The organism is Maledivibacter sp. (assembly GCA_025210375.1).
Taxonomy (GTDB): Bacteria; Bacillota; Clostridia; order Peptostreptococcales; family Caminicellaceae; genus JAOASB01.
The window spans coordinates 31,301-56,573 of the sequence record JAOASB010000055.1; the positions used below are offsets into that span (position 1 = coordinate 31,301).

The 25,273-nt window shown below is 32.9% G+C and carries 23 protein-coding genes; 3 read left to right on the forward strand and 20 right to left on the reverse strand.

Annotation, left to right across the window (positions count from 1 at the left end; genetic code table 11):
- Together N4A68_20405 and N4A68_20410 are read right to left on the reverse strand one after the other, a co-directional pair.
- The gene (locus tag N4A68_20405; protein ID MCT4566664.1) at window positions 1–795 is read right to left on the reverse strand and encodes an ABC transporter permease subunit; all 795 of its coding nucleotides are present in this window, start codon (window positions 793–795) and stop codon (window positions 1–3) included.
- Between the two features lie 73 nt (window positions 796–868).
- The gene (locus tag N4A68_20410; GenBank protein ID MCT4566665.1) at window positions 869–2,107 is read right to left on the reverse strand and encodes an ABC transporter substrate-binding protein; all 1,239 of its coding nucleotides are present in this window, start codon (window positions 2,105–2,107) and stop codon (window positions 869–871) included.
- 286 nt (window positions 2,108–2,393) lie between these two features.
- On the opposite strand from N4A68_20410, the gene N4A68_20415 reads away from it, so the two are divergent.
- Window positions 2,394–3,269, forward strand: a complete 876-nt coding sequence (locus N4A68_20415) for a nucleoside hydrolase (protein MCT4566666.1) — start codon at window positions 2,394–2,396, stop codon at window positions 3,267–3,269.
- Between the two features lie 123 nt (window positions 3,270–3,392).
- Here the strand turns inward: N4A68_20415 and N4A68_20420 are convergent, their stop codons facing one another.
- Window positions 3,393–5,288: a HAMP domain-containing histidine kinase gene (locus tag N4A68_20420; protein ID MCT4566667.1), complete on the reverse strand. Its 1,896-nt coding sequence runs from the start codon at window positions 5,286–5,288 to the stop codon at window positions 3,393–3,395.
- Window positions 5,288–5,965, reverse strand: coding sequence for a response regulator transcription factor (locus N4A68_20425; GenBank protein MCT4566668.1), 678 nt, complete (start codon window positions 5,963–5,965; stop codon window positions 5,288–5,290). The genes N4A68_20420 and N4A68_20425 overlap by 1 nt, the downstream gene beginning before the upstream one ends.
- Before the next feature lie 284 nt (window positions 5,966–6,249).
- On the opposite strand from N4A68_20425, the gene N4A68_20430 reads away from it, so the two are divergent.
- Window positions 6,250–7,236, forward strand: a complete 987-nt coding sequence (locus N4A68_20430) for a hypothetical protein (protein MCT4566669.1) — start codon at window positions 6,250–6,252, stop codon at window positions 7,234–7,236.
- 87 nt (window positions 7,237–7,323) lie between these two features.
- On the opposite strand, the gene N4A68_20435 is transcribed toward N4A68_20430, so the two are convergent.
- The 15 genes from N4A68_20435 to N4A68_20505 form a co-directional block, all read right to left on the reverse strand.
- Complete coding sequence (locus N4A68_20435) at window positions 7,324–7,776, reverse strand: hypothetical protein (GenBank protein MCT4566670.1); 453 nt, start codon at window positions 7,774–7,776, stop codon at window positions 7,324–7,326.
- A 142-nt stretch (window positions 7,777–7,918) separates the two neighbouring features.
- Complete coding sequence (locus N4A68_20440) at window positions 7,919–9,298, reverse strand: rhodanese-like domain-containing protein (protein ID MCT4566671.1); 1,380 nt, start codon at window positions 9,296–9,298, stop codon at window positions 7,919–7,921.
- 135 nt (window positions 9,299–9,433) lie between these two features.
- Window positions 9,434–9,790 carry a DUF192 domain-containing protein gene (locus tag N4A68_20445; GenBank protein MCT4566672.1) on the reverse strand — a complete coding sequence of 119 codons (357 nt, stop codon included), beginning with the start codon at window positions 9,788–9,790 and terminating at the stop codon, window positions 9,434–9,436.
- A 43-nt stretch (window positions 9,791–9,833) separates the two neighbouring features.
- Complete coding sequence (locus tag N4A68_20450) at window positions 9,834–10,754, reverse strand: type II secretion system F family protein (GenBank protein MCT4566673.1); 921 nt, start codon at window positions 10,752–10,754, stop codon at window positions 9,834–9,836.
- Window positions 10,755–10,764: 10 nt separating this feature from the next.
- The gene (locus N4A68_20455; GenBank protein ID MCT4566674.1) at window positions 10,765–11,754 is read right to left on the reverse strand and encodes a type II secretion system F family protein; all 990 of its coding nucleotides are present in this window, start codon (window positions 11,752–11,754) and stop codon (window positions 10,765–10,767) included.
- Window positions 11,755–11,758: 4 nt separating this feature from the next.
- Window positions 11,759–13,099: a CpaF family protein gene (locus N4A68_20460; GenBank protein MCT4566675.1), complete on the reverse strand. Its 1,341-nt coding sequence runs from the start codon at window positions 13,097–13,099 to the stop codon at window positions 11,759–11,761.
- A gap of 187 nt (window positions 13,100–13,286) precedes the next feature.
- Entirely contained in the window at window positions 13,287–14,498 is a 1,212-nt protein-coding gene (locus tag N4A68_20465) for a response regulator (protein ID MCT4566676.1), read from the reverse strand.
- Window positions 14,499–14,528: 30 nt separating this feature from the next.
- On the reverse strand, window positions 14,529–15,302 hold the full coding sequence (cpaB, locus tag N4A68_20470; protein ID MCT4566677.1) for a Flp pilus assembly protein CpaB: 774 nt from the start codon (window positions 15,300–15,302) through the stop codon (window positions 14,529–14,531).
- Window positions 15,303–15,404: 102 nt separating this feature from the next.
- Window positions 15,405–16,316 (reverse strand): pilus assembly protein TadG-related protein, encoded by a 912-nt coding sequence (locus N4A68_20475; protein MCT4566678.1) that lies wholly within the window; start codon window positions 16,314–16,316, stop codon window positions 15,405–15,407.
- Between the two features lies 1 nt (window position 16,317).
- Window positions 16,318–16,716: a pilus assembly protein gene (locus tag N4A68_20480; GenBank protein ID MCT4566679.1), complete on the reverse strand. Its 399-nt coding sequence runs from the start codon at window positions 16,714–16,716 to the stop codon at window positions 16,318–16,320.
- An 83-nt stretch (window positions 16,717–16,799) separates the two neighbouring features.
- Window positions 16,800–16,985 (reverse strand): Flp family type IVb pilin, encoded by a 186-nt coding sequence (locus N4A68_20485; GenBank protein MCT4566680.1) that lies wholly within the window; start codon window positions 16,983–16,985, stop codon window positions 16,800–16,802.
- A gap of 253 nt (window positions 16,986–17,238) precedes the next feature.
- Window positions 17,239–18,726 (reverse strand): methyl-accepting chemotaxis protein, encoded by a 1,488-nt coding sequence (locus N4A68_20490; GenBank protein ID MCT4566681.1) that lies wholly within the window; start codon window positions 18,724–18,726, stop codon window positions 17,239–17,241.
- Window positions 18,727–19,268: 542 nt separating this feature from the next.
- Entirely contained in the window at window positions 19,269–20,756 is a 1,488-nt protein-coding gene (locus tag N4A68_20495) for a BCCT family transporter (GenBank protein MCT4566682.1), read from the reverse strand.
- 63 nt (window positions 20,757–20,819) lie between these two features.
- A complete protein-coding gene (gene grdH, locus N4A68_20500; GenBank protein ID MCT4566683.1) occupies window positions 20,820–22,136 on the reverse strand; it encodes a betaine reductase selenoprotein B in 1,317 nt (438 codons plus the stop codon).
- 16 nt (window positions 22,137–22,152) lie between these two features.
- Window positions 22,153–23,478 (reverse strand): glycine/sarcosine/betaine reductase component B subunit, encoded by a 1,326-nt coding sequence (locus tag N4A68_20505; protein ID MCT4566684.1) that lies wholly within the window; start codon window positions 23,476–23,478, stop codon window positions 22,153–22,155.
- Window positions 23,479–24,129: 651 nt separating this feature from the next.
- Here N4A68_20505 and N4A68_20510 point away from each other — a divergent pair.
- Window positions 24,130–24,798, forward strand: a complete 669-nt coding sequence (locus N4A68_20510) for a TetR/AcrR family transcriptional regulator (GenBank protein MCT4566685.1) — start codon at window positions 24,130–24,132, stop codon at window positions 24,796–24,798.
- A 272-nt stretch (window positions 24,799–25,070) separates the two neighbouring features.
- On the opposite strand, the gene N4A68_20515 is transcribed toward N4A68_20510, so the two are convergent.
- Window positions 25,071–25,273, reverse strand: a 203-nt coding sequence (locus tag N4A68_20515) for a glycine reductase (GenBank protein ID MCT4566686.1), incomplete at its 5' end; no start/stop codon positions are given.

A 25,273-nucleotide genomic window follows, 5' to 3' on the forward strand; every position in this document is an offset into this window, starting at 1 on the left:
CTATCCATTAAACTTTGATATCAACTTAAATGTCTTACTATAAAGCCATACCAAAATAAATGAGTAAAAGGCCAAAATCATATTTATAACCATAGTATAGGGCCTATGGGTCAAATCTGGGTTTGTATATTCTATATAAGCTTTTACTGGCAAAGTCTTTGGCACCGTAGCCCCAAGCAAATATGGCACCTCAAAAGCTCCAAAGGAAAATGCAAAAATAATTATAAACGCTGACAATATGCTAGGCATTATCAAAGGTAAAATTATTCTGAAGAAGATCTGTCTTCTATTAGCACCTAAATTTAAAGCTGCATCGGATAAGTTTTTATTAATATTACTAAGAACCGTATATGTTATCATAGCAATAAATGGTATTTCCTTCCAAAGATAGGTGACTATAATTCCAATGCCATTTTTATCAAATACCAATGAAGGAATTTGGGTTTGTTCCCCTATAAATCCTAAATGCCATAATATTCTTGCCAAAACTCCACTCTGGGACAGCATATTATACACAAGTAGAGCTGCTATTGAATGAGGAACTATTATAGGCAATTTATAAACTATTTCTTCAATTCCTTTACCGTGCTTACTCCGAAAAATAGAATATGCCAATAAAACTCCGAAAATAACTGCCACGGAAGAAGATACGATGGATATATATACACTAAATTTAAAGGAATCTATGAAGCTCCTGTCCCATAAAACTTCTTTATAATATTTTAAAGTAATATCCTTTAGTCCTATAACAGGGAAATATCCCAAGCTTTGAAAACAACCTAATATTAGTCCCATCGCAAATATCCCTAATAATATGAGCATAAGGGGAGTGAGCATAATATAAGGCTTCAATTTTTTATACAATTTTTTATTCACCCTCTACTGGTATGTTTTCCTGCCATATTTCTTCTATTATCGGTATTATATTAGCTGGCATTTCTGGAACTCTATGCCCCAATAGTATACTTTGGGGTATAGTCCCCTTGCCTAGCTCAATATTTTCAAAGATTTTCTTTTCCTCTTCACTCATTCTACTATTATCAAGTACAGGTAAATCTCCCCAGTTTTTTGGGTCATATTTTGAACTCTGGGCTTCAAAGCTTAGAATGAAGTTAATAGCTACTAAAGCTCCTGCTTTATTTGGGGCATTATAGGGTATTGTTAAAAAATGAGTATTCCCAATTGTTCCCCTATCAAGTATAGCTGTATTACTTGTATCTGGAAATTCACCAGTTGCAATCTTACCCGCTACATGATTCGGATTATAACTCATGGTCATCAAAACTTCATTATCAGCAAACATATTATCTAACTGAGCATTGGTGGCAGGATAGGTTCTACCTTCCTTCCATAAATATGGTTTTAACTCCTTTAGAAACTCTATCCCAGGCTCTATTTCCTGCTGTATCTTTTCCTTGTCAGCCTCCATACCTACAAACTTCTCATGGCCTACAATATCATATATTATGTTTCTAACAAAAGCACTACCGGTAAAATCCGGAGGTGCGGCATAAGTGAACTTATTAGGATTTTTTTTAACCATTTCTAAAAGCTCTTCATGATTTACTGGGGCTTTATTTAATCTTGCTTCATCATAAATCATAACAAATTGAGCTTTACCATAGGGTGCCTCATATCCATCTACTATAAACCCAAAGTCATACTTTATCTCTGAAGAATCCTTGTCCATATATTTATTAAAATTAGGTAATTTATCCGTGAAAGAACCCATTAACAAATTGTTATTCTTGGCAGTATAGAAATTTTCACCATTTATCCATACTATATCAATGGTTCCCTCATCCACCTGTACTTGCTTCTCTCCTAATAATTTATTTAAGATGTCATCAATATTCATTGGCACCCTATTAAAAGTTATATTGTATTCTTGCTTAAGTCTTTTGGCAACAAAATTATCTAGCCATTCATTTGTTTTTTGACTTCCCCCCCAACCATAAAAATTGATTACGGTTCCATCGGCCCTTTCCATAATGGTTTTCCAGTCCTTTTCTAAAATATTTCCCTCTACTTTGGTTGGGGCCTTGCTACATGCTGTTAAATTAACTACTAGTATTATTGCAAATAAAATGGTCAATATTTTTCTCATGGCCTTACCTCCTTATATATCCTTATAGTTCTTTGCTTCTTACCTTGTTCCATGGCTGATAACTAATAGCTTATGTATATTCAGACAATAAACTAGACACCCCACTCATTCCTTTGACTATTTTTTCATATACCCTATAGAAAATATTATAAGCAAAAAGTGAGGGCCACAATCATAATTCATAATCATAAAATGCTACCCTTTCTATTTTATCAGCTTCTATGCTAAAATAGAAAGGGTAAACCCAAATTTTTTATAAAAAATCAAATTATTAAGGTGGTATGAGATGCGTAAAGTTATATTTGATTGTGATAATACTATGGGAATTAAAAACTGTGATGTTGATGATGGTCTAACCCTACTATATCTATTGGGCAGGGAAGATATTGATTTGTTAGGTGTTACCACTACATTTGGCAACAGTAAAATCGATATTGTTCATGATAATACATTAAGGATGTTTGATGAATTAAAAATTACTAATATTCCCATATACAAGGGTGCTTCCTCACCACAATATAGACAAAGTAAAGCCGCTAGTTATTTAGCAAACATAGTGAAAAAATACCCCGGTGAAATAACACTTCTTGGGACGGGATCATTAACCAATTTATTAGGTGCATATGAACTAGACAATAGTTTTTTTACCAATTTGAAGGAAATAGTATTAATGGGTGGAATTACTGAGCCTTTAATAATCAATGGTAAGAATTTAAATGAACTAAATTTTTCCTGTGATTCAGAAGCTTCCCATAGGGTTTTAAGCTCCAATACCAAGGTAACAGTCTTAACTGGACACATTTGTCTCCAAGCATTATTTGGAGAAAAGGAATATAAAAGACTTATGGAAAATAGTACAATCAATATTTATCAGTATATAAAAAATAAAACCATAGACTGGTTTGAATTTATTATGGATAGTTTTCAAATAAAAGGCTTCTATAATTGGGATATAGTTGCCGCAGTATATATCACCCATACTGAACTTTTCAATGAAAACATCAAAAAAATCATCTCCACTCCTAAGGATTTAGATAAAGGCTACCTAATAATTAATTCTTCCCAACAAAGTTCCTACGAAGTAAATATTCCTACACACATAGGGGATATAAATAGATTTAATGATGCTATTTTTGAGGCTTGGAAAAATGTAATTATATAGCCCCTATTATGAAGAGTGTTTTAGTATGATGAATCTCAAAGCATAAAACTTCATTCATTCCAAAACACCCTTGGGCTAGGCCCGTGGGATTATCCCTTGAGATGGCTCATTATATTTCCATATTTATATTGTTTTTGTATCGACATGGGTATTTAACGAAAAATAAAATACTACGCTATTATCACTGTTTTTCACACCAAAATCACTTTCATGATGCTCTAGGATTCTTTTTACTATTTGCAGCCCTAAACCTGTGCCCCCCGACTCCCGATTCCTTGATTTTTCTATTCTATAAAAGGGTTTCCATATTTCTTCAATCTCATCCTCTGGAATATTAACCCCAGTATTTTCTATAGTGACTAAGCTCTTTTCATGGGTTTCTTTAATATCTATTAATATCCTTTCTCCTTCATTGGTGTATCTAACCGCATTACTATATAGATTCGTGATCACTTGTTCGAGCTTCTTCCTATCACCATTAACAAAGGTTTCATCTAAATCTAATATTACCTGGATATTTTTATCCTTCGCTAGTTTTTTTAATTTACTATGGACCTTTAATACCACATGGGATATATCAAATATTTCCCAATTCAAAGTATACCCATCGGCTTCAATTTTGGATAACTGGAGCATTTCAAATATTAATTCATTCATATGGTTTACTTCTTCGATCAAGGAATTTATATGATGTGCATCGTTACTATCATATAATCCATCCCTTATACCTGAAGCAACTCCTTCTATAACGGTCAAAGGTGTTTTTAGCTCGTGGGATACATTAGCTATAAATTCCTTACGTATCCTTTCTTGTCTTCTTTCCCTTTCAATATCATCCACAAGCTTTTCATTGGCCTCCTTCAATTGCTTAAGGCTCGTGCTTAAGTTGTTTGATAAAGTATTTAGGCTATTTGCTAAATCACCAATCTCATCATCTGAATCAATTTTGCATTCACTTGAAAAATCTAAGTTCGCCATTTTATATGCTATATTCTTCATATGAATCAATGGTCTAGAAATAATTTTGGAATAGAAATATGCAGCAATTGCAGCCATTCCAATCGCTAGAAGCAGGAAATATTTATTGTAATTTTTTATGATAGCTACGGCATCATTTACTGGCTGTAGTGAAGTTGAAGCAAAAAATAGATATTGTCCATGGTTTTTTATATCAACTGGTTTAACAAATATAATATTGTTTATACCTGTACCTTCATCTATTAATTCATAAAAAGCTAGCTCATTTTCCTTAAATATATCTCTTAGCTTCTTATTCTGAATTAAACTTAATATATTACTATAAAGTGTTTGTTCCTTATATAAACTACTATAGAACTTCTCATCGGGAATATATAAGGATGAAATATAACCCTTAATTTTGACCATCTGTACATAATTACTGCCCACAGATTTAGAATTTTGCTCAATATTACCGGTTATAATATTAGAACCCTCGATATCCTCCAGTATAATAGTATTATATTGATTATCACTTATCTCAAGGATTTCTAATCCAGAACTGTCATATTCTTTACCATCTATGCTAATTTGATATGGAAAAATGTATACGTCCTTATTCTCATAACTCTCTAGTTCTCCAGTGACCTCAATCTCCATTCCTTCTGTTAAAGTTTTTTTATCTATACTGAGATTTTTTAAAAATATATCAATATATATATTATATTCTTTGTCATCTTCACCTATAATCTTTAAAAGGGATGATTTATATTGCATATCTAAGCCATACTCAGGATTCCCATATTTATTGATTAATGCTATTGCTGCTTCATTTTTCTGGGAAAAATTATTTAAAGTGGTATATAACTTTTCTTTATCCATATAGGAACCTTCTAGTACATTAGTCATAGCCTTAATCTCTTTTTCTAGCATACTAATTTTAATATCCTTATAAAATCTAGTTATAAGAGCATTTTGAAAAAATATGTGAATAGAAAACAACAACATACATAGAACAGTTGTAATAATAAATAGTTTTAGTACAATACTTTTTCTTCTCATTAATTCACCTCAAATTTATATCCTACTCCAAAAACTGTACATATAACATAGGCCCTATCCCTTAGATGCTTTCTAAGCTTCTTTATATGATTGTCTACAACCCTTATGTCTCCAAAATAATCATAACCCCATATGGCCCTTAAAATTGTTTCCCTAGATAAAACTATTCCTTCATTCTCCATAAAATATACTAGTATATCAAATTCCTTAGGTGTTATTTTTATTATATCTCCATCTACTTTAAGTTCCCTTGAGAGTTTATTGATACTTATTCCATCCTTATATATGGTGCTTTTTTCTTCAAGTACTGTTCCATTAGCCCTATTTATAAGCATTTTAGCCCTTGCAACTAATACTTGGGGATTGAATGGCTTGGTTACATATTCATCGGCCTTTAAATCGAATCCTAATAGCATATCGTCATCATCACTTCTCGCGGTTAAAATTATTATTGGAACATCGGAGATCTTTCTAATTCTTTTACAAACAGACCATCCATCTAACTCTGGAAGCATTATGTCCAATATAATAAGATCGATATCTTCAGCCTCAAAAACCCTGAGCCCTTCTTTTCCATCTCCCGCTTCCACTACGTTAAATCCCTCTTTATTAAAATAGTCACATATTATTCTACGAATCTTATCTTGATCTTCAATGACTAAAACTTTATTATACATTCAAATAAACTCCTTTATTAAATTTTACTATATAAATTGAGAAAATTGCATAACTCTTACTTAGCACAATTGTATACACTAATAATTATAAAATAAATTTATATCTTTTTTGTGTTCTTTTTGTATAAAAAGAACATAAAAACAATATACATTTTACCCAAGAAATACATAACTATTGTGTATCATAAATATTGTAGGGTGAGAGGCACAAAGCAACATAACTTATCAAAGTCGATTACTTCCTACATAATAATTATACTAAAATAAAACTGGAGGTATTAAAAATGAACAGAAAACAAATATTGGTATTATCACTATCTGCATTAATTTCCCTTGGAGGCTTGGCAAACGGAGGCATTGCATTGGCTCAAGAAGCCACAAGTCAAAATCTAAAAATTGTAACACAGAAAGTTACAAGTCAAAATTTAGAAATTTTGGAATGTGAAATTGATTATCTGAGTTTTGAAGATTTTATCACCGATATGCCTACTAAGAATATTCCTAAAGATGATATGAAAAAACTTAAAGACCTATATAGCCAAAGTGTTGATCTTGAGAAGGATAATGAATTCGATAAAGCTAGTAAAAAATGGGATGAGTTCTATAAAATACTCGATAAATACTTAGATAAAGATGAAGTGACAATGGCTACTGTGGAACTTCCAAGCTTTGATGCTTTCATGAAGGATATGCCTGTTAAGGATATCCCTAAGGATGACATGAATAAGCTTAAAACATTATACAACGAAGTTGTGAAACTTGAGAAGGATGATAAGTTTGATGAAGCCAATAAAAAATGGAATGAGTTTTATAAAATACTGGATAGATACTTCGATGAAAATAAAATGATAATAACTACAGTGGAACTTCCAAGCTTTGATGATTTCATAAAGGATATTGCTACGAAGGATATTCCTAAGGATGACATAAAAAAGCTTAAAACATTATACGACGAAGTTGTGAAACTGGAGAAGGATAATAGGTTTGATGAATCCAATAAAAAATGGGATGAGTTTTATGAAATACTTGATAAATACTTAAATAAAGATAAAGTGACAATAGCCACTACCGAACTTCCAAGCTTTGATGATTTCATAAAGGATATACCTACGAAGGATATTCCTAAGGATGACATGGGTAAGCTTAAAACATTATACAATGAAGTTGTAAAGCTCGAGAAGGATAATAAATTTAATGAATCTGAAAAAAAATGGAATGAGTTCTTTAAAATACTTGATAAATATTTTGAAGAAGAATGTACAAATAATTAAAATGTAAAGAAGTAACAATGTGCTTCAATAAAAACATAAGCTCCTTTCTGGCAAAATTCTAAATATCCTAAAGTCAGAAGGGAGCCTTTATTGGTATAAAGCTTTACTATATATACGAATCAAAATAATCATAATATAACGTAAAATGACTATAATTCCAATATTCACTACTAGTAAGGGGTAAGTTATCAAATCTACTTTATCATAGAAAACAATCATTATTAAAAGCATTATACTTAAGGCCATAGTAAGCTTGATATATCTATTTGCTTTATCAATCCCATAATTACCTCTTAAAATAGTAATTATTATAGTATATACTATTCCCACTATCAGAATCCATTTATAGATATTTAAGAGACTTGGAGTAAAAATCCTACTTTCTAAGATTTCTTTTCTAAAGAGCAAATCCCTATAAACTCCCATGCTTTTTTTAGAAAGGATTTCTACACCTATACATAAAGAAATCAAAATATAGGATACGACTGTAAAAACCTTCCTTAGCATTAATAAATAATACTTATTATATTTCTTTTCCATTTTAATCTCCTTCAAATAATCCAAATTCAAAAATAAAATAATGAAAATCACTTCACAAACTGACTTGTTTATTTTTTATATACCCAAAACTAATAATTTATTAAGAGACAACTTCAAAGCATAAAGTTGTCTCTTAAGTTTATTATTTTATCTCTCCAGAATCCACTGGATTAGATTCATCCATACTCCATTCATACCAGCCACCATCATATACAGCAATATTTTCCCATCCCATTAAATAGGCATCAAAGAAGGCTTCACTAGCTCTCCAACCAGTTCCACAGTAGAATACTGCTTTTTTATTAGGGGTTATCCCAAAATCTTCCCAATTCTTAGCTATTTCTTGATAATTTCTCATGGTTCCATTTAGGTTGCGGTAATCCTCCATATGATATGGATCAGAACCTGCATGTCCCCATACAGCTCCCTTTATACGTCCCTTTGGCTTTATATATGAGTAACCACTGGTTTCTCCTAGGTATTCCGCCCAACTTCTTATACTCACAAGCTCTTCATTATCATTAGCCAATACTTCCTTTGCTTCCTTGGTATCAACAATATATTCAGGATGGGCGGGAACTTGCACTCCAAAGCTTTCAACTGATATTGGCTCATGGGCCTTAGTCTCAACTTCATATCCCTCTGATTTCCATGCATTAAATCCACCATTTAATAATCTTACATCTTCTACACCACAGTACATGAAAATTGATGCTGCACGGGCTGCCGCAGTACTATCCGCTCCATATACTATTACTGTGGTGTCATGGGTAACACCATATTTTAGAAGCATTTTTTCTAAGTCTTCATCGGATTTACGATTCCATAGTGGATCTTCCTCTATCTCATTAGTATCTAAATGTACTGATCCCGGGATATGTCCCCCATTATAATCCTTAGGTTCTCCCCAACTTACTTCAATTATTTTATATGCCTTACCGTCATAGCTTTCAGGATTCTTCCCACCTATTAAATCATTAATCCAAGCTGGACTAACTAATTTATCATAGTTTTTAAGACTCTCCATTGGTAAGCTGTCATCACCAGCCCATTCCTTCATTCCACCTTCATAAACAAGAACATTTTCATAGCCTAATCCTTTAAGCAGCTTAAACATCTCTTTACTTTTATCCCCAAGGGTATCATATATAACAATGGTTTTCTCAGGAACAATACCCTTATCCTTTAAAGAAGCCTTCAATTCATTATCCTTTAATTGTTTTGTCCACATATATGGAAAGTCTACAGCTCCTTTAATGTGTCCACCCCTCGCTTCCCCCTCAGGTTTCCACCCAATATATGCAGCTTCACTACGAACATCTACCACTACATACTCATCATTTTCCAATTCCTTCATTAAATCTTCCTTAACAATAGTAGTCTTTCCTGCTTGTTCATTAGTCTTAACCGGTTCTTTTTCAGTTTCCGCTGACTTTGGTGTGCTATTTTGGCACCCTGTAAAAATACTTAAGCAAAGTACTGCCATTAAAATCATTAAAAAATATCCCTTGTTTCTTTTCATTATTTTTCCTCCTCAGTATGTGTTTTACAAGTATATTACTATGTTTCAACCACATTTCTCTATTATTTTATAGGAGGAATCTATCATATTCAAATAGGAATATTTTATAGAGTCATAACAATCTATAAAGTATATCTATATTCTTTCAATCTCTATTTTATCTCCCAATTCTATTTTTAACTTGTGGGCATTCCCACCTAGAATTTCAATAACATATTTTGCCTTAAAAACATATTTACTAACTCTGTAGGGCTTGATATTCCTTACTATTTCACAAACCCCTCCCTTTTCATCAATAAAAATCGCATCTATGTCAAAACCCATAAAAAAAGTATGAATACTTTTACAGGGCTTAATACAAATAGCCCCATTAGCTCCCAAAGTCTTTTTGCCAATTAATCCCTTTAGCCTCATATAAAAATTATCTGCTAAAAAGCCTTCACTGGCAATATTATTATTCTTTGTTATATTTTTTATTTTAATCCTTTTCACAGTATTTTTTCCCCCAATATATAACAAATATCTTTTATGGTTATTATTTGAAAAGCACCTCCATTATCCTTATAATTGCCGGTCCTAATAATACAGTAAATATAGTAGGGAAAATAAACAAAATAAGTGGGAAAAGCATTTTTATAGGAGCCTTCATAGCCTTTTCTTGGGCTCTTTGATGTCTTTTTACCCTCATCTGCTTAGATTGTATTCTAAGGACATTTGTGATTCCTACTCCTAGCTCGTCGGCTTGGATTATAGCTCCAATAAGGGAGGTCAAATCAGTCACTCCGCATCTTTGACCCATATCCCTAAGGGCATCCCTTCTATTTTTCCCCATCTTCATCTCATTTAACACTCTACTAAATTCTTTAGATAAATCACCTTCCATATTATTAACCACCCTAGATAGTGCCCCATCAAAGGAAAGTCCAGCCTCAACACTCACAGTTAATAGGTCAAGAACATCGGGTAATGTATTTATTATTTTCTTTTTTCTTTTCTGAATTAAGTTGATTAATATAAGATTTGGAAATGAATATAATATAAATGTCAAAATAAATAGTAGGGCGATTCTTTTAGGGGTAAGACTATCCGTTGCCATGGCACTCCCCCATGAAATTGATGTGCAAAATAGCATGAAGGAAATCTTTATGAGAATCCATCGGCTTACACTTATATTTAATGGATTCCCTGCCATAATCAACTTACTATTTATCCTTTCCTTAAGTCCTCCCGGTGTAGTCTTAGATATAATCATAGATAATCTATCCCCAATAGGTCTTATTACCCTATCAAAGAAGGGTGTGTCTAATTCATTTATATTTTCCTTTGCATTTGTCTCTCCCTTAATTGTATGAAGCCTGGAAGCCAATTGCAATCGCCCTTTAAGTAGAAGCTTTAGGAGGATATTGATAGCTATAAAGATACTTATAAATCCAAGGAATGAAACCAATATAATCATATATTCCCCCCTATACCTCAATATTTACTATTCTATTGATAATTATGATCCCTATGATCAAATTGATAATTGAAGCTATTAGCATCATAATACCATATTGATGATTAAATAGAAGCATCATATAATCTGGATTCATTAGATAAAGTATCAACCCTAATACCACGGGTAAAAAGGATATAATTACTCCAGATATTCTTCCTTGAGCAGTTAGAGTTCTAATTTCTCCCTTTAGCTTTACCCTTTCCCTTATGGTCTCAGATATATTATCTAATATCTCTGAAAGATTTCCACCAATCTCTCTTTGAATCATTACAGCATTGACTACTAATTCTAGATCATCGCTTTCTACCCTGGATAAAAGGTTTTCTAAAGCCCTTTCTGTTGAATATCCAAATCTAAGCTCCTTCAGTAATTTTCTGAATTCATAGGAGATAGGATCAGGCATTTCCGTAGCAACCGACTGAACTGCCTGTAGAAAGCTATATCCTGCCCTAAGGGAGTTAGAAATCAAAACTATCCCATCTCCAAGCTGTTCATTAAATGCTTTATACCTTTTCTTTTTCTTTATTCTTATAATCAAAGAAGGCATTATCCATCCCACTAATCCTAAAATAGCGGCCATAGCAACTGATTTATTTATATAGAAATTAATTAATCCAATACAAAGTAAACATAAAAGCTGTATGGATAAAAATTCCTCACCCTTTAAAAGTAGCCCAGCTTTTATAATATCTTTTTGTACTTTATCAATATATCCCTTGAGGAGTTTAAATTCTGAAAGCTTTTTACCTAGACTATTTAAAAGCCTAGGGGTATGAAGTTTTTTTATTTTCCTACCTTTATCCTCCTTTACAATATCTTTACTATAATGGATATTGTCAATATCTAAATATTTTTCTAATCTATGGGTAGTACTTGGTTTTAAAAGTATATATGAAAGGATAGTATATAAAAATAACAAGGATGATGTGAATATTAAAATAGTTATTAAAGCAGGCATATCATCACCCCTTCATAAATATGTGTGAAGGCACATTGACCTTGTTTTCCTCAAGCTTTTTCAAAAGCTTAGGTTTAATACCTGTAAATACAAATCCTGTATTATCCTTTGTATTCATACTGTTTCTGCCTTGCTCATATTTAAATATATCCTGTAGAATTATAACATCTCCCTCCATACCTTGAACTTCTGTAATGTGGGTAATCCTTCTACTTCCATCCCTTAATCTTGACTGTTGGACAATAATATCTATGGCCGAAGCAATCTGCTCTCTAATGGCTTTAACGGGTATTTCCATACCCGCCATGAGAACCATGGTTTCTAATCTTGAAAGCATGTCCCTCGGAGAATTTGCATGTCCTGTAGTAAGGGAGCCATCATGTCCAGTATTCATAGCTTGGAGCATATCCAAGGCCTCCCCAGAACGAACCTCCCCTACAACTATTCTATCGGGCCTCATTCTTAAACTGTTTTTTACAAGATCCCTTATTGTTATGGCTCCCTTTCCCTCTATATTTGCGGGTCTGGTTTCAAGTCTAACAACATGATCCTGCCACAGCTGAAGCTCCGCAGCATCCTCAATGGTAACTATTCTTTCATCATTGGGTATAAAGGAAGAAAGAACATTTAAGGTAGTAGTCTTACCACTGCCTGTCCCTCCAGAAACCACGATATTAAGCTTTCCCTCTATGCACGCCTTGATAAATTCTGACATCTGCAAGGATAATGTCCCAAAATTCATCAAATCCCCTATTGTAAAGGGATCTTCAGAAAATTTTCTTATGGTAATAGTAGGCCCATTTAATGCTAATGGAGGAATGATAGCATTTACACGGGAACCATTAGGTAGTCTAGCATCAACCATTGGTGAACCTTCGTCTATACGTCTTCCTAGGGGAGAAACAATCTTTTCTATTACACGAAGAACATGCCTATCATCTTTAAATTTCACATGGGATAATGTCAATTTACCCTTTTTTTCTATATAAACTTGATTTGGGCCATTTACCATTATTTCCGATACATCCTTATCACGTATTAGCTGGGTTATAGGCCCAAAACCCATTGTCTCATCTAATATACCTTGATGTATCCTCTCTTTTTCCGTTCTAGATATATTTAAGTTTTCACCTTCAATACCTATATTTATTATTTCCTCAATCTCCCTTTTTAGTTTTCCATTATCCCCATTCAATTCGTTTAAGTCCATAGATATTTCTTCTATGATTTTGTTTTGTATCCTATACTTTAAGTCTCTAAAGGGGTCATCATTTACTTTTACGCTTTCCTTACTCAACCCTTGTATATCGGCTTTTTCCCTCTCAAGTCTTGCCATTAAAGACACAAAATCACTCCCTTCGACAAAAGGCGTCCTATGATGCATTTTTTAGTTACAAGTTCCATGTCCCAAGTTGCAAGTTATTAGGTCATGCTTTTGAGTCATAAAAAACAAAATCTTTATCCTTTACACCTAGGTTTATAGATATTCCAGTTAAACAGTTAATTTTGGGAAATCTATATCCATTATAAAACTACTTTTTCCTATTAAATAGCCCTCTCGAAAGCCCCTTAGTAGCTCTCTTTTCTTTACCTGTAATTATAAGTTCTGTTAGCCTTTTTATGGATTTTGAAATCTTAGTATCGCTACGGGCCCTCATAAATGGATAGCCTTTATTCACGGAGGGAATAACTGTTTTATTATCCTCTGGAATACATATGCTTACAGGTCTACCTAAAACTTCTTCCACATCGGAAATCTTTATACCAAAATGCTTTGATATTTTATTTAGCACTATTTTTACCTTTTCATCATGATAATGTAATGAATTCATTATTTCTAATCCAAGCTTGACATTTTTTATTGTGGCAAGATTCATTGTAGCAATAAAATACACTTGATCGGAATTATCTAACGCCGTCAATGTTATATCACTAAAATTAGAGACAGAATCAAAAATTATATACCCATAATCTTCTTTTAGAACTTCTATAATTTTTTCAATATGACTAGATGAGATGTATTCAGCATGCTCGGGTTTAATTGGAGCCGCAAGAACATCTACTCCCTTCATATATTCAATCATATATTCCTTTAATACCTCACTATTAAGATGTCCTATTTCGTCAATTAAGTTTATAATTGTCTTTGAAGGGGTTATATTCAACATCACAGCTACATCGCCAAATTGAAGATCAAGATCGATGACCGCCACTTTTTCATTAGTTCTTTTAGCTATACTAAGGGCTGTATTAATGGCAACTGTGGTTTTTCCAACCCCACCCTTTGTGCTGAATACCGTTACCACCTTTGATTTCATTCTATTATTGTTTTCATTATCGGTGGATGTAATGTATTTTTTCCTATTTTGTTCCTTATCATAGGTTCTAATTACCGTATCTATTAAAGTATCTAAACTAAAGGGCTTAACCAAGTACTCCTTTGCCCCACAATACATTGCCTTCTTAAGATATTCTCTTTCCCCTTGAACCGACATTATTATCACAATAATTTCAGGAAATTCTTCATTTATCTTCTCCGAGGCCTTTAATCCATCCATAATTGGCATATTAATATCCATAAGTATTACATCTGGTTTAAGCTTTGCTGTGGCCTCTAAGGCCTCTTCTCCATTACCGGCTTCTCCTATTACCTCAATCCGTGATTCAAATTCAAGTAAGGTCATTATATTTTTTCGAGTTTCCTTTACATCATCTACTATTAAAGTACGAATCTTCTGGGACATTATTTCACCCCTAACTATATAAAGCTCTTTCTATTTTTGAATTGTAAATACACCCTTTTCTGGGACTATATCGAAGCGTATAGTTCCCGGTGTATTATATATGTTCTTATCAGTAAGAGGTCTCAGTGCCAGTTTAAGTCTACCGAAATCCTCTCCATGTACTAATTTTTCTCCTTCATAAGCATTGACTCCCAGTGTAACGGCATAAGCAACGGGTATATCTGTTCTTTGATCATCAACCCTTTTCATCTCCTTGCTAACTGCTAGAACTTCAATATCTTGAAGTAATAATTTTGTTATTTGTGGATATATTGTTTTGGAGGTTTTTTTATCTATGATATATTGATCCACAGTTACATATACATCTACATAATCTCCAGGTCTGATTAAGTCTCCGACTCCACTCATCTCGTCCATAGAAATGGATACGGCCCTCTTACCCTCTGGAATTCTTAAGGAAAGATCCTCTGTATCTTCCTCCATAAGCCTTTCCCTTGGGATTAATTCTCCCTTTAATATTTTTTCCTTTGTGAACTTACCCAATATTTCATCCTTTTTCTGAAGTGAGTTCAACAAATAGCTTGTTTCATTTACTTCTATTTCTTCTATCATATTAGAGTCTATTTTTGCCCTTGCCGGGATGTCACGAGCTGCTACAATGATTTTTATATATTTAGGCTTATCTAAAGAAGCATTTTCAATTTTTTTTAGATAGCCGTAACCTATATATGTTGCTAATATTGCTAAGGCTAAGGATATAAGTAACAGCTTTATATTAAACCCATTTGCATTTCCTTGTCCCATTTTCTCACGTCCTTTTAACTGAGGAAATTGCATAATTAATATTTCGTATTTTGAGATCATCCCCAAGATTATACAATTCCCACAACTTATATACATTTATTGTCATTTAATGAGTTTAACTCCTTTTAGTCCATAATCACTTTGTCCTGTATCAATATCTCCATTTGTTACAAATTCAATAAATCGTCCAGTTATCTCTGTTTTCCCAGATTTCTTTTTAGCATCTTCTAAAAAAAACACTGCAAAGCCAACTATAACTACAGGTTTTCTTCCATTTACTTGAAGACTTTCTACTACAGGTATGGTCCAAATTCTTAAAGAATCCCTAGCAAAATTATTAAAGTTAGAATTATCCCTATCAGTAATATACTCTACCCCCTGAACAGTTGGTCCCGACATGTTTCCCGGTTCAGTATAAATTATATCTCCAATTTTAAGTTTTCCGTTATATCCCAATTTTATATTGTTTCGATATACATTGGCTCCACTTCCGCCTAAAGCCACAGCTCCATAATTACCTTTATATCCATCTCCAGCTCCCTCCTTTAATATAACCCGTTGTCCATATATAAAAGACTGATGTTCTACAACCAAAGGTCTTATTCCATCATAAACCTCTGTTACTGGCCCAACCATTGCAGCTGAGCTGACCATAACATTTGCTTTATCAAATCCTAGTATCTTTGAAAAAGCAAAAACTACATCATTATTTATATTAGCTTCTATCTTTGAATTGCCCTCTGTTATTACTATATTTATCTTGTTTAAAGAAGCTCCGTTTACTTCCCCATAATGATTGGCAATATTTATTGCTTCATTTTTATCAAAGGGTAGTTCCTGTGCCCCCGCAAGTACTGCTGCGTCGGCAGCATTTGAAAGTTTACTTTTTTCTAGAAATAGAAAGCCCACATCAATTACCAATGCAAGGGAACCTAAGATTCCAATTAAACCTATAATAACTATTATATTTACTGCACCTTTTTTGTTTTTCAGCATCTTAACCATACTTGTCATTTTATTCAACCCTCATAACCGTCTGGGTTTCTAAATGAAAGGGATTTGGTATGATTGTATCTATAATAGGTGCAATTATATCTACATCATACTGAATATTTATCTTTACTTCACTGCCCCTTTTTCTACTACTTTTTGATGGAGTTATGAGGGTAGTTAGATTAGTAGAATCTAAATATAGTACTGCATTGTTTATCTTCTCATTAACCTCAGTATCACTAGCTCCTAATGCAGCTCTTCTAGCACCCTCCCTTGATGCATTGGTTAATATTATGTAAGTATTAAATATTCTTCCAAACTCAAATATTCCCATTAAAATAATAAGTAAAATAGGAATAACTATTGCCATTTCCACCATTGCCTGACCTTTTTTACTTTTTAATAGCTTTCTTGTAGGCATATATGAGTCACCTCATTTTCACTATGAGAAAAACCCTACATTTTGTAGGGTTAACTCATGTTATGTAATTATACTTATTTAAATTATGGGTTAAGCTTTGTCACTGTATCCGCTAACTTTGTTGCCAAGTTGCTTCCAATACTTGTGAAGGACGCAATTACAACTGCTGCTATAACCGCGAGTATTAGTCCATATTCCACCATACCCTGCCCTTTTTCATTATCAATGTGCGACTTTACATGGGTGTTGAAATAATTCACTAAATTCATTAACATATTTCCTTCCCCCTTTTTTAGTCTTTACTTGACTTAATTATACATTTTTCTACAAATTTCGACTATCCATCAAAAGTAATAATTTCATACTCTTAAAGCACTAATTATATTTTAGTATTGTAGTCCCATTTTCTAAATTACATAGTCCTAGGGTTGTGATTTATTATTTTTATAGTTATTGTGCAAAAAAATAAGAATGTCTCAAATAATTATGTTTTGAGACATTCTTGTGAAACTTATAGTATATCTAGTATTCATATTTTTTTAGATTATTAGAGGCTGTAGCCAATTCTTGAACTAGCCTTTGAGCTTCATTTGCTTCACTAATATGCTCATTCGCTATTACTGCTGCTTCTTCAGTGGTGGCAATAGTTTCTTCAGCAATGGCGGATATATTAGTTACTCCCTCAACCATTTTTTCATTTGCATTTAATATACTATTTATTCGTTCATTAATCAGCTGTATCTTGTTCCTAACCTTAGATGTATTTGCATTGATCTCCACAAGTACATTTTCACTTTCAACAATCATATTATTTTGTTCGTCATTAATATTCTTAAGATTGATGGCGGATTCTACTGCTTTCTCCGTTCTATTACCTAGCTCATTAATAGTATAGGATATTTTTTCCGCCGAGTCTTTACTTTGTTCCGCTAGGTCTCTGATTTCATTAGCTACCACTGCAAATCCCTTTCCAGCTTCACCGACTCTATTGGCTTCTATGGCAGCATTTAAGGCAAGTAAATTAGTTTGTTCTGCTATATTAGTAATCATTTTTGTAATTTCTTTTATTCCTTTAGACTCTTGATTTAGAGCGTTAATTATAGAAACAACTATATCATTATTTTCATTAACAACCTTATTTTTTTCACCTAAAATATTAACAATCTCCATTCCTCGTTTAGCCACATCTTCGGTTATAATAGAATCCTCATCCATCTCTTTAGACATTTCAAATGTATTTATTATCTTTTCATGAATATCTTCAGCCAATATGGTTTGTTCCTGGATCTCTTCAGCAGTATTTTGAGCCCCAGTAGATATTTCTGATACAGCATCGGCTATAGTATTAGTTGATATAGAAAGTTTTCCTATAATATTATTAACCCCTATGGTATTGTTATCTACTACCTTGGCTGTATTTAATATATCATTAACCATATCCCTTTCAATTTTCTTGGCAGCTTCTATTTTTGTAATATTTTCTACTAATTCAGACTTAAATTTAGAAGACATTAAAACAACTGCATTTAATACAATAATATACATAATCATTGTTAAAATCTGCATAGTATACATAGTTGTATCTAAGGAACTTACATTCCCCATTCCCATTTTATTTATTACATAATATACATTTAAAAGGAATGTTAGGCTAGTAACAAGATGAATAAATTTTTTGTTAAAATATAAAGAAAAACAGGTTAGTAATGGAAATACAAATATAAATGCTAGTTTTGTTTTTGCTGTTAGCATTGTACTGGTATACATTATAAAAAAACCAATGAAAACTAGAACCTTTAAATATTTACTTGAAGGATTCTTAAAATATAGCAGGTTAGCCATAAGAGTAAATAATATACCACTAGCCAGTATGACTATGATATATGTAAGGCTTCTGCTACCCTTTAAATATTCAAGTATAAATCCCACAGCCAATACTGCAATTATACTCCATGTAACTAATAATACTGTAAAATTAGCCTTCTTTATGAATTGACTTTCTTTGTTCATGATTATCTCTCCCTATGTCAGATAAAATACTTATAGAGATTCCAGTCAAAACTTTAATTTATGCATACAAAAAATCCCCCAAAACATGGGATATTTTTATATGTATAAATTAAGATTCACCCTAAACTCTCTATATAGGGTTTTCATATCATAACTTAATTTATACATGGACAAATATGCGATGATTCTGGGCATTTTGGACGTGTATAAATTAAAGTTTATACTAAAATCCCTATACTTCAAAAACTTGTATGATGTTAACTTGTCAAATTTCTATAATACATTTGATATAGATTTACAACCTTCAAAGCCCCATAATAATAGGTGGTTTTTAAATAATATAATTATGTAGTTTGACCAATTGTCTAAAATATATTATTGACCAGCTTTTATTTATTTCTACAATTCTCATTAGAACTCCTTTTTTCAGCTTAAATTTACAAAAATTTAATTTTTCATTACATGAAAGCTACAAAATTTTTATAAAAAAAAACTCCAGATTACTCCAGAGTATTTAAAATTGATATATTTTAATTTAATATCTAACTAAATTTCTCATCATTACTAAGTGCTTTAACCAGTGAAATACATGCAAATATCATTACAAATATGAATGGGAATGCTGCAGCCACTGATCCAATCTGTAGGGTTTTAAGTCCACCTGCTAGAAGTAATGCTAAAGCAAGTAATGCTTGAACAACTCCCCATACTATTTTCTTGGAATTTGATGGATTTAAATCTCCATTTGACGTAAACATTCCTAGTACAAAAGTGGCAGAGTTTGCGGAGGTTATGAAGAAAGTACATAATAAGAATACAGCTATTAAAGAGATTATATTTCCTAGAGGATATTGCTTCATAACAACAAACAATGCTGTTTCTGTAACCTGTGCAGCCTCTGAAGCTGCTCCAACTCCAAGATCAATTCCTAATGTACCGAAAGCGGCAAACCATACAAAGGAAGCAACTGAAGGTGCTACTATAACACCTATAATAAATTCTTTGATAGTTCTACCTCTAGATATACGGGCTATAAAGGTTCCAACAAATGGAGCCCACGCTATCCACCAAGCCCAATAGAAAACAGTCCAGTCCCCAATCCATTTATTATCTCCAAAGGGCTCAATGTGAAAACTGTCTCTTATAAATCCACTCATATACATACCTACTCCATTTGTAAATGAGTTTATTATTTTTATTGTAGGTCCTATTAATATAGTAAGCCCTAATAGTGCAATTGCTGTAACTAGGTTTATATCCGATAAGAGTTTAATCCCCTTTTCAATTCCTGTAACCGCTGTCCATATATAAATAAGAGTTACTATTGCAATTATAGATACCTGTACCACAGTAGTTTTTGGTAATCCAAATAAATAATTTAATCCACCATTTATTTGCATAGTTCCAAGTCCAAGGGAAGTTGCAACTCCTGCAACAGTAGCAAATACAGCAAATATATCTATCATTTTACCAATGGGTCCATTTACTCTTTCTTCTCCAATTAAAGGTATGAATATACTACTTATTAGGCCTGGTTTGTTTTTTCTAAATTGGAAATATGCTAAAGCAAGTCCTATTATACTGTAATTAGCCCATGGATGAAATCCCCAGTGCATAAAGGATTGTTTCATGGCAAAATTAGCTGCTTCTGGAGTTCCTCCCTGTATTCCAAATGGTGGAGCAATATAATGATTTAATGGTTCTGCCACTCCCCAGAATACAAGACCTATTCCCATTCCTGCACCAAATAGCATTGCAAACCATGATGAAGTTTTAAAATCAGGCTCTGAATCGTCGGGCCCTAATTTTATATCACCATATTTACTAAAAGCTAAAAATATTGCGAATCCTACAAACAAGAACATTGACAAAAGATAAGACCATCCAAAGTTAAGGGTTAGAAATTTATATAATCCATTTGCTGCAGCTTCAAAGCTATCCTTACCAAGAATACCCCATATTACTATAACAAATGTAACTATTAGTGATATATAATAAACCACCTTACTACCTTGCTTTTTATTCATCATATTCCTCCTCGTATTATTAATATAGTGCTAGTTAATCCAACTAGCACTATATTTAAATGACTACTATATCTTCACTTTAAATACTGTCTGTTCTTTTATTTCTGTTTGTAAAGAATCTAATGCCACTCCTACCCTATGATATCTAAGCTTCCACTGTTCTTCTTCTGAAGTACTTGGGTCACCTAGAGGATATGGAATAGATATTGTCGGAACCATTCTGTTTGATCCAACGGTCTTAGCTACTGGAATTAAGTTTGCCATTTGTACTATTGTAATTCCAGCCTTCTCAATTTCCTTTACCATCGTTGCACCGCAACGAGTACAGGTACCTCAGGTAGATGTCATGATAACTGCATCTACTCCATCGGCTTTAAGATGTTCAACAATCTCTTTACCCATTCTTGCTGCTTCAGCTTGAGTAGTTCCTGTTCCAACTGTTGTATAGAAATAATTGTGTACTGATCCAATCTTACCTTCTTTTTCATATGCTCTTAACGCATCTAAAGGTACTATTACATCTGGATTTGCATCTGCGGCAGCTGGGTCAAAACCTGCATGAATAGTTTTATATACTCCACCTGGAAGATTGTCCAATTCAGATACATCATATTTACCCCATCTTGTAGCAGAAGCTGATTGAATTCTGTCTGGATTATCCACTGGTACTATACCACCTGTTGTAGCTAATGCTATCTTTGCTTTGCTTAAATCTTTGATAGCTGGTGCTATTGGAACCAAGTCTAATTCTGGTATAGGTAATTCACTAACAAACTTCTCTCCATTAACCTTTTTAAGAAGCATGTCTATAACCCTATCCACAGCTGGCACTGGAGGATTTAACCATTTTTGATGTCTTACTCCTCTTCCATAGTACCCTTCTTCTTCTGCTGATAGAAGCTCTTGCCCATTTATTAATTTATTTGCAAAATCTGCCATTGCTTTAGTGTCTTTTCTCATTGCAGCAGCACTTTTTCCGCCTTTAAATATATACATTTCCTTGCTAAACATTTGAACACCAGGGTTTTCATCATTCATAGAAGTTATTACAGGCACCCCATATTTTTCTTTTACAGCCTTACTTATATGTCCACAAGCTGCACCGTATCTTCCTGCCCTGAATGCCGGTCCCGCAAAGAATATGTCAAACTCTAGATCATCTAGGAATCCTAAGATAGTTTCAACTGCTTCATCTTTTCTTGATCCCATGAAGTTATCCCCACAGATAATAGTATGAGTAACTTCTACATCATCACCTAAAGCTTTATTTAGAGCCATTGCCGGTCCTACTAAGCCTTCTCTAATCTCTGGAGCATAATCTGCTACATCTTCTCCACCAACTTGTCCAAAAAACTGATTTAGATATAGAATCGCTTTTTTCATCTTCCTAGCCACCTCCTTAATATTCAACCATTGTCTTAGTAGACCAACCTACAACTCGGTCTCCACAGAACATAGCATTATTTTCCATAATTATAGAACCATCTTCTTTAACTGAAGATCCAAGTATCTCATCATCAGCCCATCCACCGGATAAACCGTCTCTAGCTAATGCTTGTAATTCACCTATTACTGTTTCCATAGGTGGAAGCTTGATAAGCTCTGATACATTACCACAGGATACGATTGCATCAGCCTTTGGATCTAATGTTACTAGGGGCTGTGATGCACCATCTCTTCCTGTACACTCATTTGTAAGTCCTATAGTCTTAACTCCTGCATCTTCTAACGCTACTATACAAGCTATAAAGTCTGCATCTGGGTTACCATAACCTTCTTCTGCTACTATAGCACTATCCGCTCCTAATGACTTTGCCATTTGAGCAACAAATTGAGCAGATCTTTCTTTTTGTTCTAGGGCAACATTTAAGTTAGACATGATCACACCTAGGAAGTTGATAGTTTTTCCATGCTCTTGATATAAACGTTTAATCATAGGTAGATTTTGGAAATCATACGTTGCCCATTTTGACGAACAAGGCATAAATGATCCAGAAATCATAGCTCCATCTAAAACTTCATTTGGATGCATAAATGTTGGTACCATATGATTGCAATCCCATCCATATACAAGATCATTATATCCCATTTCTTCCATTTGTGATTGTGGTTGTAATACAAGTACGGTACTTGGTAAATCGTTTACTTCTTTAGAACGCTTAGTTACAGGCTCCAATTCATAAGTCTCTACATCCTCTGGCTTCATTTCAGCTACACAGCTTCCAACATACTCTGCCAAACGCATTCCTGCCCATCTTAAAGCACGGTTTTTCTTTTGCTGCTCACGTTTTTCAAATTCTTCATCGGTATCAGCAACTAAAACAATATTTTTTAACTGGGAGAAATATGTGTATTTAGCGCCCTCTCCGCTCATATCGATTAATCCATCTTGGAAACCACCCCAGTGTTTTCCTACAACTAATACGCTACACTCTTTAAGAGCTAGAGTTTTACCATTTCCTGATTGCATAAGGTCTCCTGTTACACCAGGAAATATTGGTCCTCCTCCTACTCTATGTCTCGGTTCAATTGCTTCCTTTACTGGAACTAATCTTATTTTGTCACCTGGCTTTGCTATAACTATATCTGCTTCAGTAATATGCTCGTCTTCTTTAACTACAGCCAAAGCTTCTTCCTTATTAATAGTCAAAATTCCATTTTCATATCCAGTTTTGTCCCCAAAGACAATATCTTTTACATGAAAATTACCAATTTCTAATTTCATTTTTACACTCCTTTCATCATTTTATTATTCCTAGAAAAATAACTTTATACTTATGCACATTCAAGGAAAACGTTACCAACTTTTGCATAAAGAAACTTGTTATTTTTCTAACCAATTCAATTATATCATAACCATGATTAAATTGTAAATTCGTTTATTGTATATTCATGATTTAATTTTACATTTTTTTTATTTTCTCCATAATCCAACATTCTTTTAGATGGATACATTACACAGAACTCTAAATATTAGAACCTCTTAGGTTTTTTTAAACTATATATAGTAATTAACTTTTTAAGTGATAATTATTCAATTTAATAACTTATTTTGGAATTAAATATAACTACCTGTTTGTAAAATTTTCTACAAACTATATCCGTCAGTATGTTATAATACTTATGAAATTAAAATATTTTAGAGATAAACAATTTTAAAATCTAAAGAAATTGCATAATCCTTAATTGGCTAAGCCTAATATGGAACTATCATCTTTGATGTAATTAATTAAGCTATAGGTATGTTTAATGGTATAGCTTTTGAGATTTTAAAACTACATTTGGTAGGTGTTTTTTATAGAGAGTAATTATGCAATTTACTCATTTAATAAATTTAAAATATTAATATTGTTTGTCTATAGTTGGGTGAATTAAAATGAATAAAAAAGGGATTCAAAAAAGGCGCATGATGAGCTACTTTATTGAGGCTACAAATGAAATCATTGAAAATGAGGGAATTGAGGCTATTACTATTAGGAGAGTATCTGATATTGCTGGATACAATAGTGCTACACTATATAATTATTTTGAAAATTTAGATCATTTAGTTTTTTTTGCTTCTATGAAATATTTAAGAGAATATGTTCTCAGTTTACCTAAATATTTAAAAAATATGAAAAACCCCATTGATAAATACTTTTGCATTTGGAAATACTTTTGCTATCATTCCTTTAGAAAACCTAAGATATATTATACAATTTTTTTCGATAAATTTAGCCGTTCATTAAATGATGATATTAAGGAATATTACAAAATTTTTCCAGAAGAACTTGGAGATCAGTCTATGGACTTACTGCCAATGCTTCTAGGCCAAAATATTTATGACAGGAACAGGGCAATACTCAAATCCAGTATATCTGAACTTTTAGTTCAAGAAGAGGATCTTGAAGCCATTAATGAAATGCATCTACTCATTTATCGTGGTATGCTTTCAAGGGTATTAAATAATCAAGTAGATTACACCATAGACAGTGCTGTTGATAGAACATTATTTTATATGAAACAAACAATTGCATCATTTACAAATAATAAACTAAACCCCTAACATAAGGGGTTTAGTTTCTGGCTATTTAGAAACCCGAATTTCTTCGTTGTTGCTTCACCCAAGAACCCTTACGTATGTCTGTATACGCTACGGCCTCTCGGTTTCAGCACGCCTCGAACTTCGAATTTCTAAACAGCCTGACATCTTGTTGACTTTGTCAACAATCTGAAACTAAACCCCTAACATAAGGGGTTTAGTTTATTTTCTATAATTTCATTACACTATAAAATATGTTTTCCATATAATTTACCACTTATTTTATTGATTGTATATTAACAATCATTGCTTTCTTTAGCGACAAAACCTGCTTTTACAAGGGCATCAGTAGCATTATCAATCTTTGCTTCACTTACAAGAACTATAGGCCCTGTACAACCCATACCACTTTCAGCATAGATTCCTTCCTTCCATAAAGCCCTTACAGCATCTTCTAAATCCATTATGTCTATTCCTGAGATTTGTCCTGTTACTACTT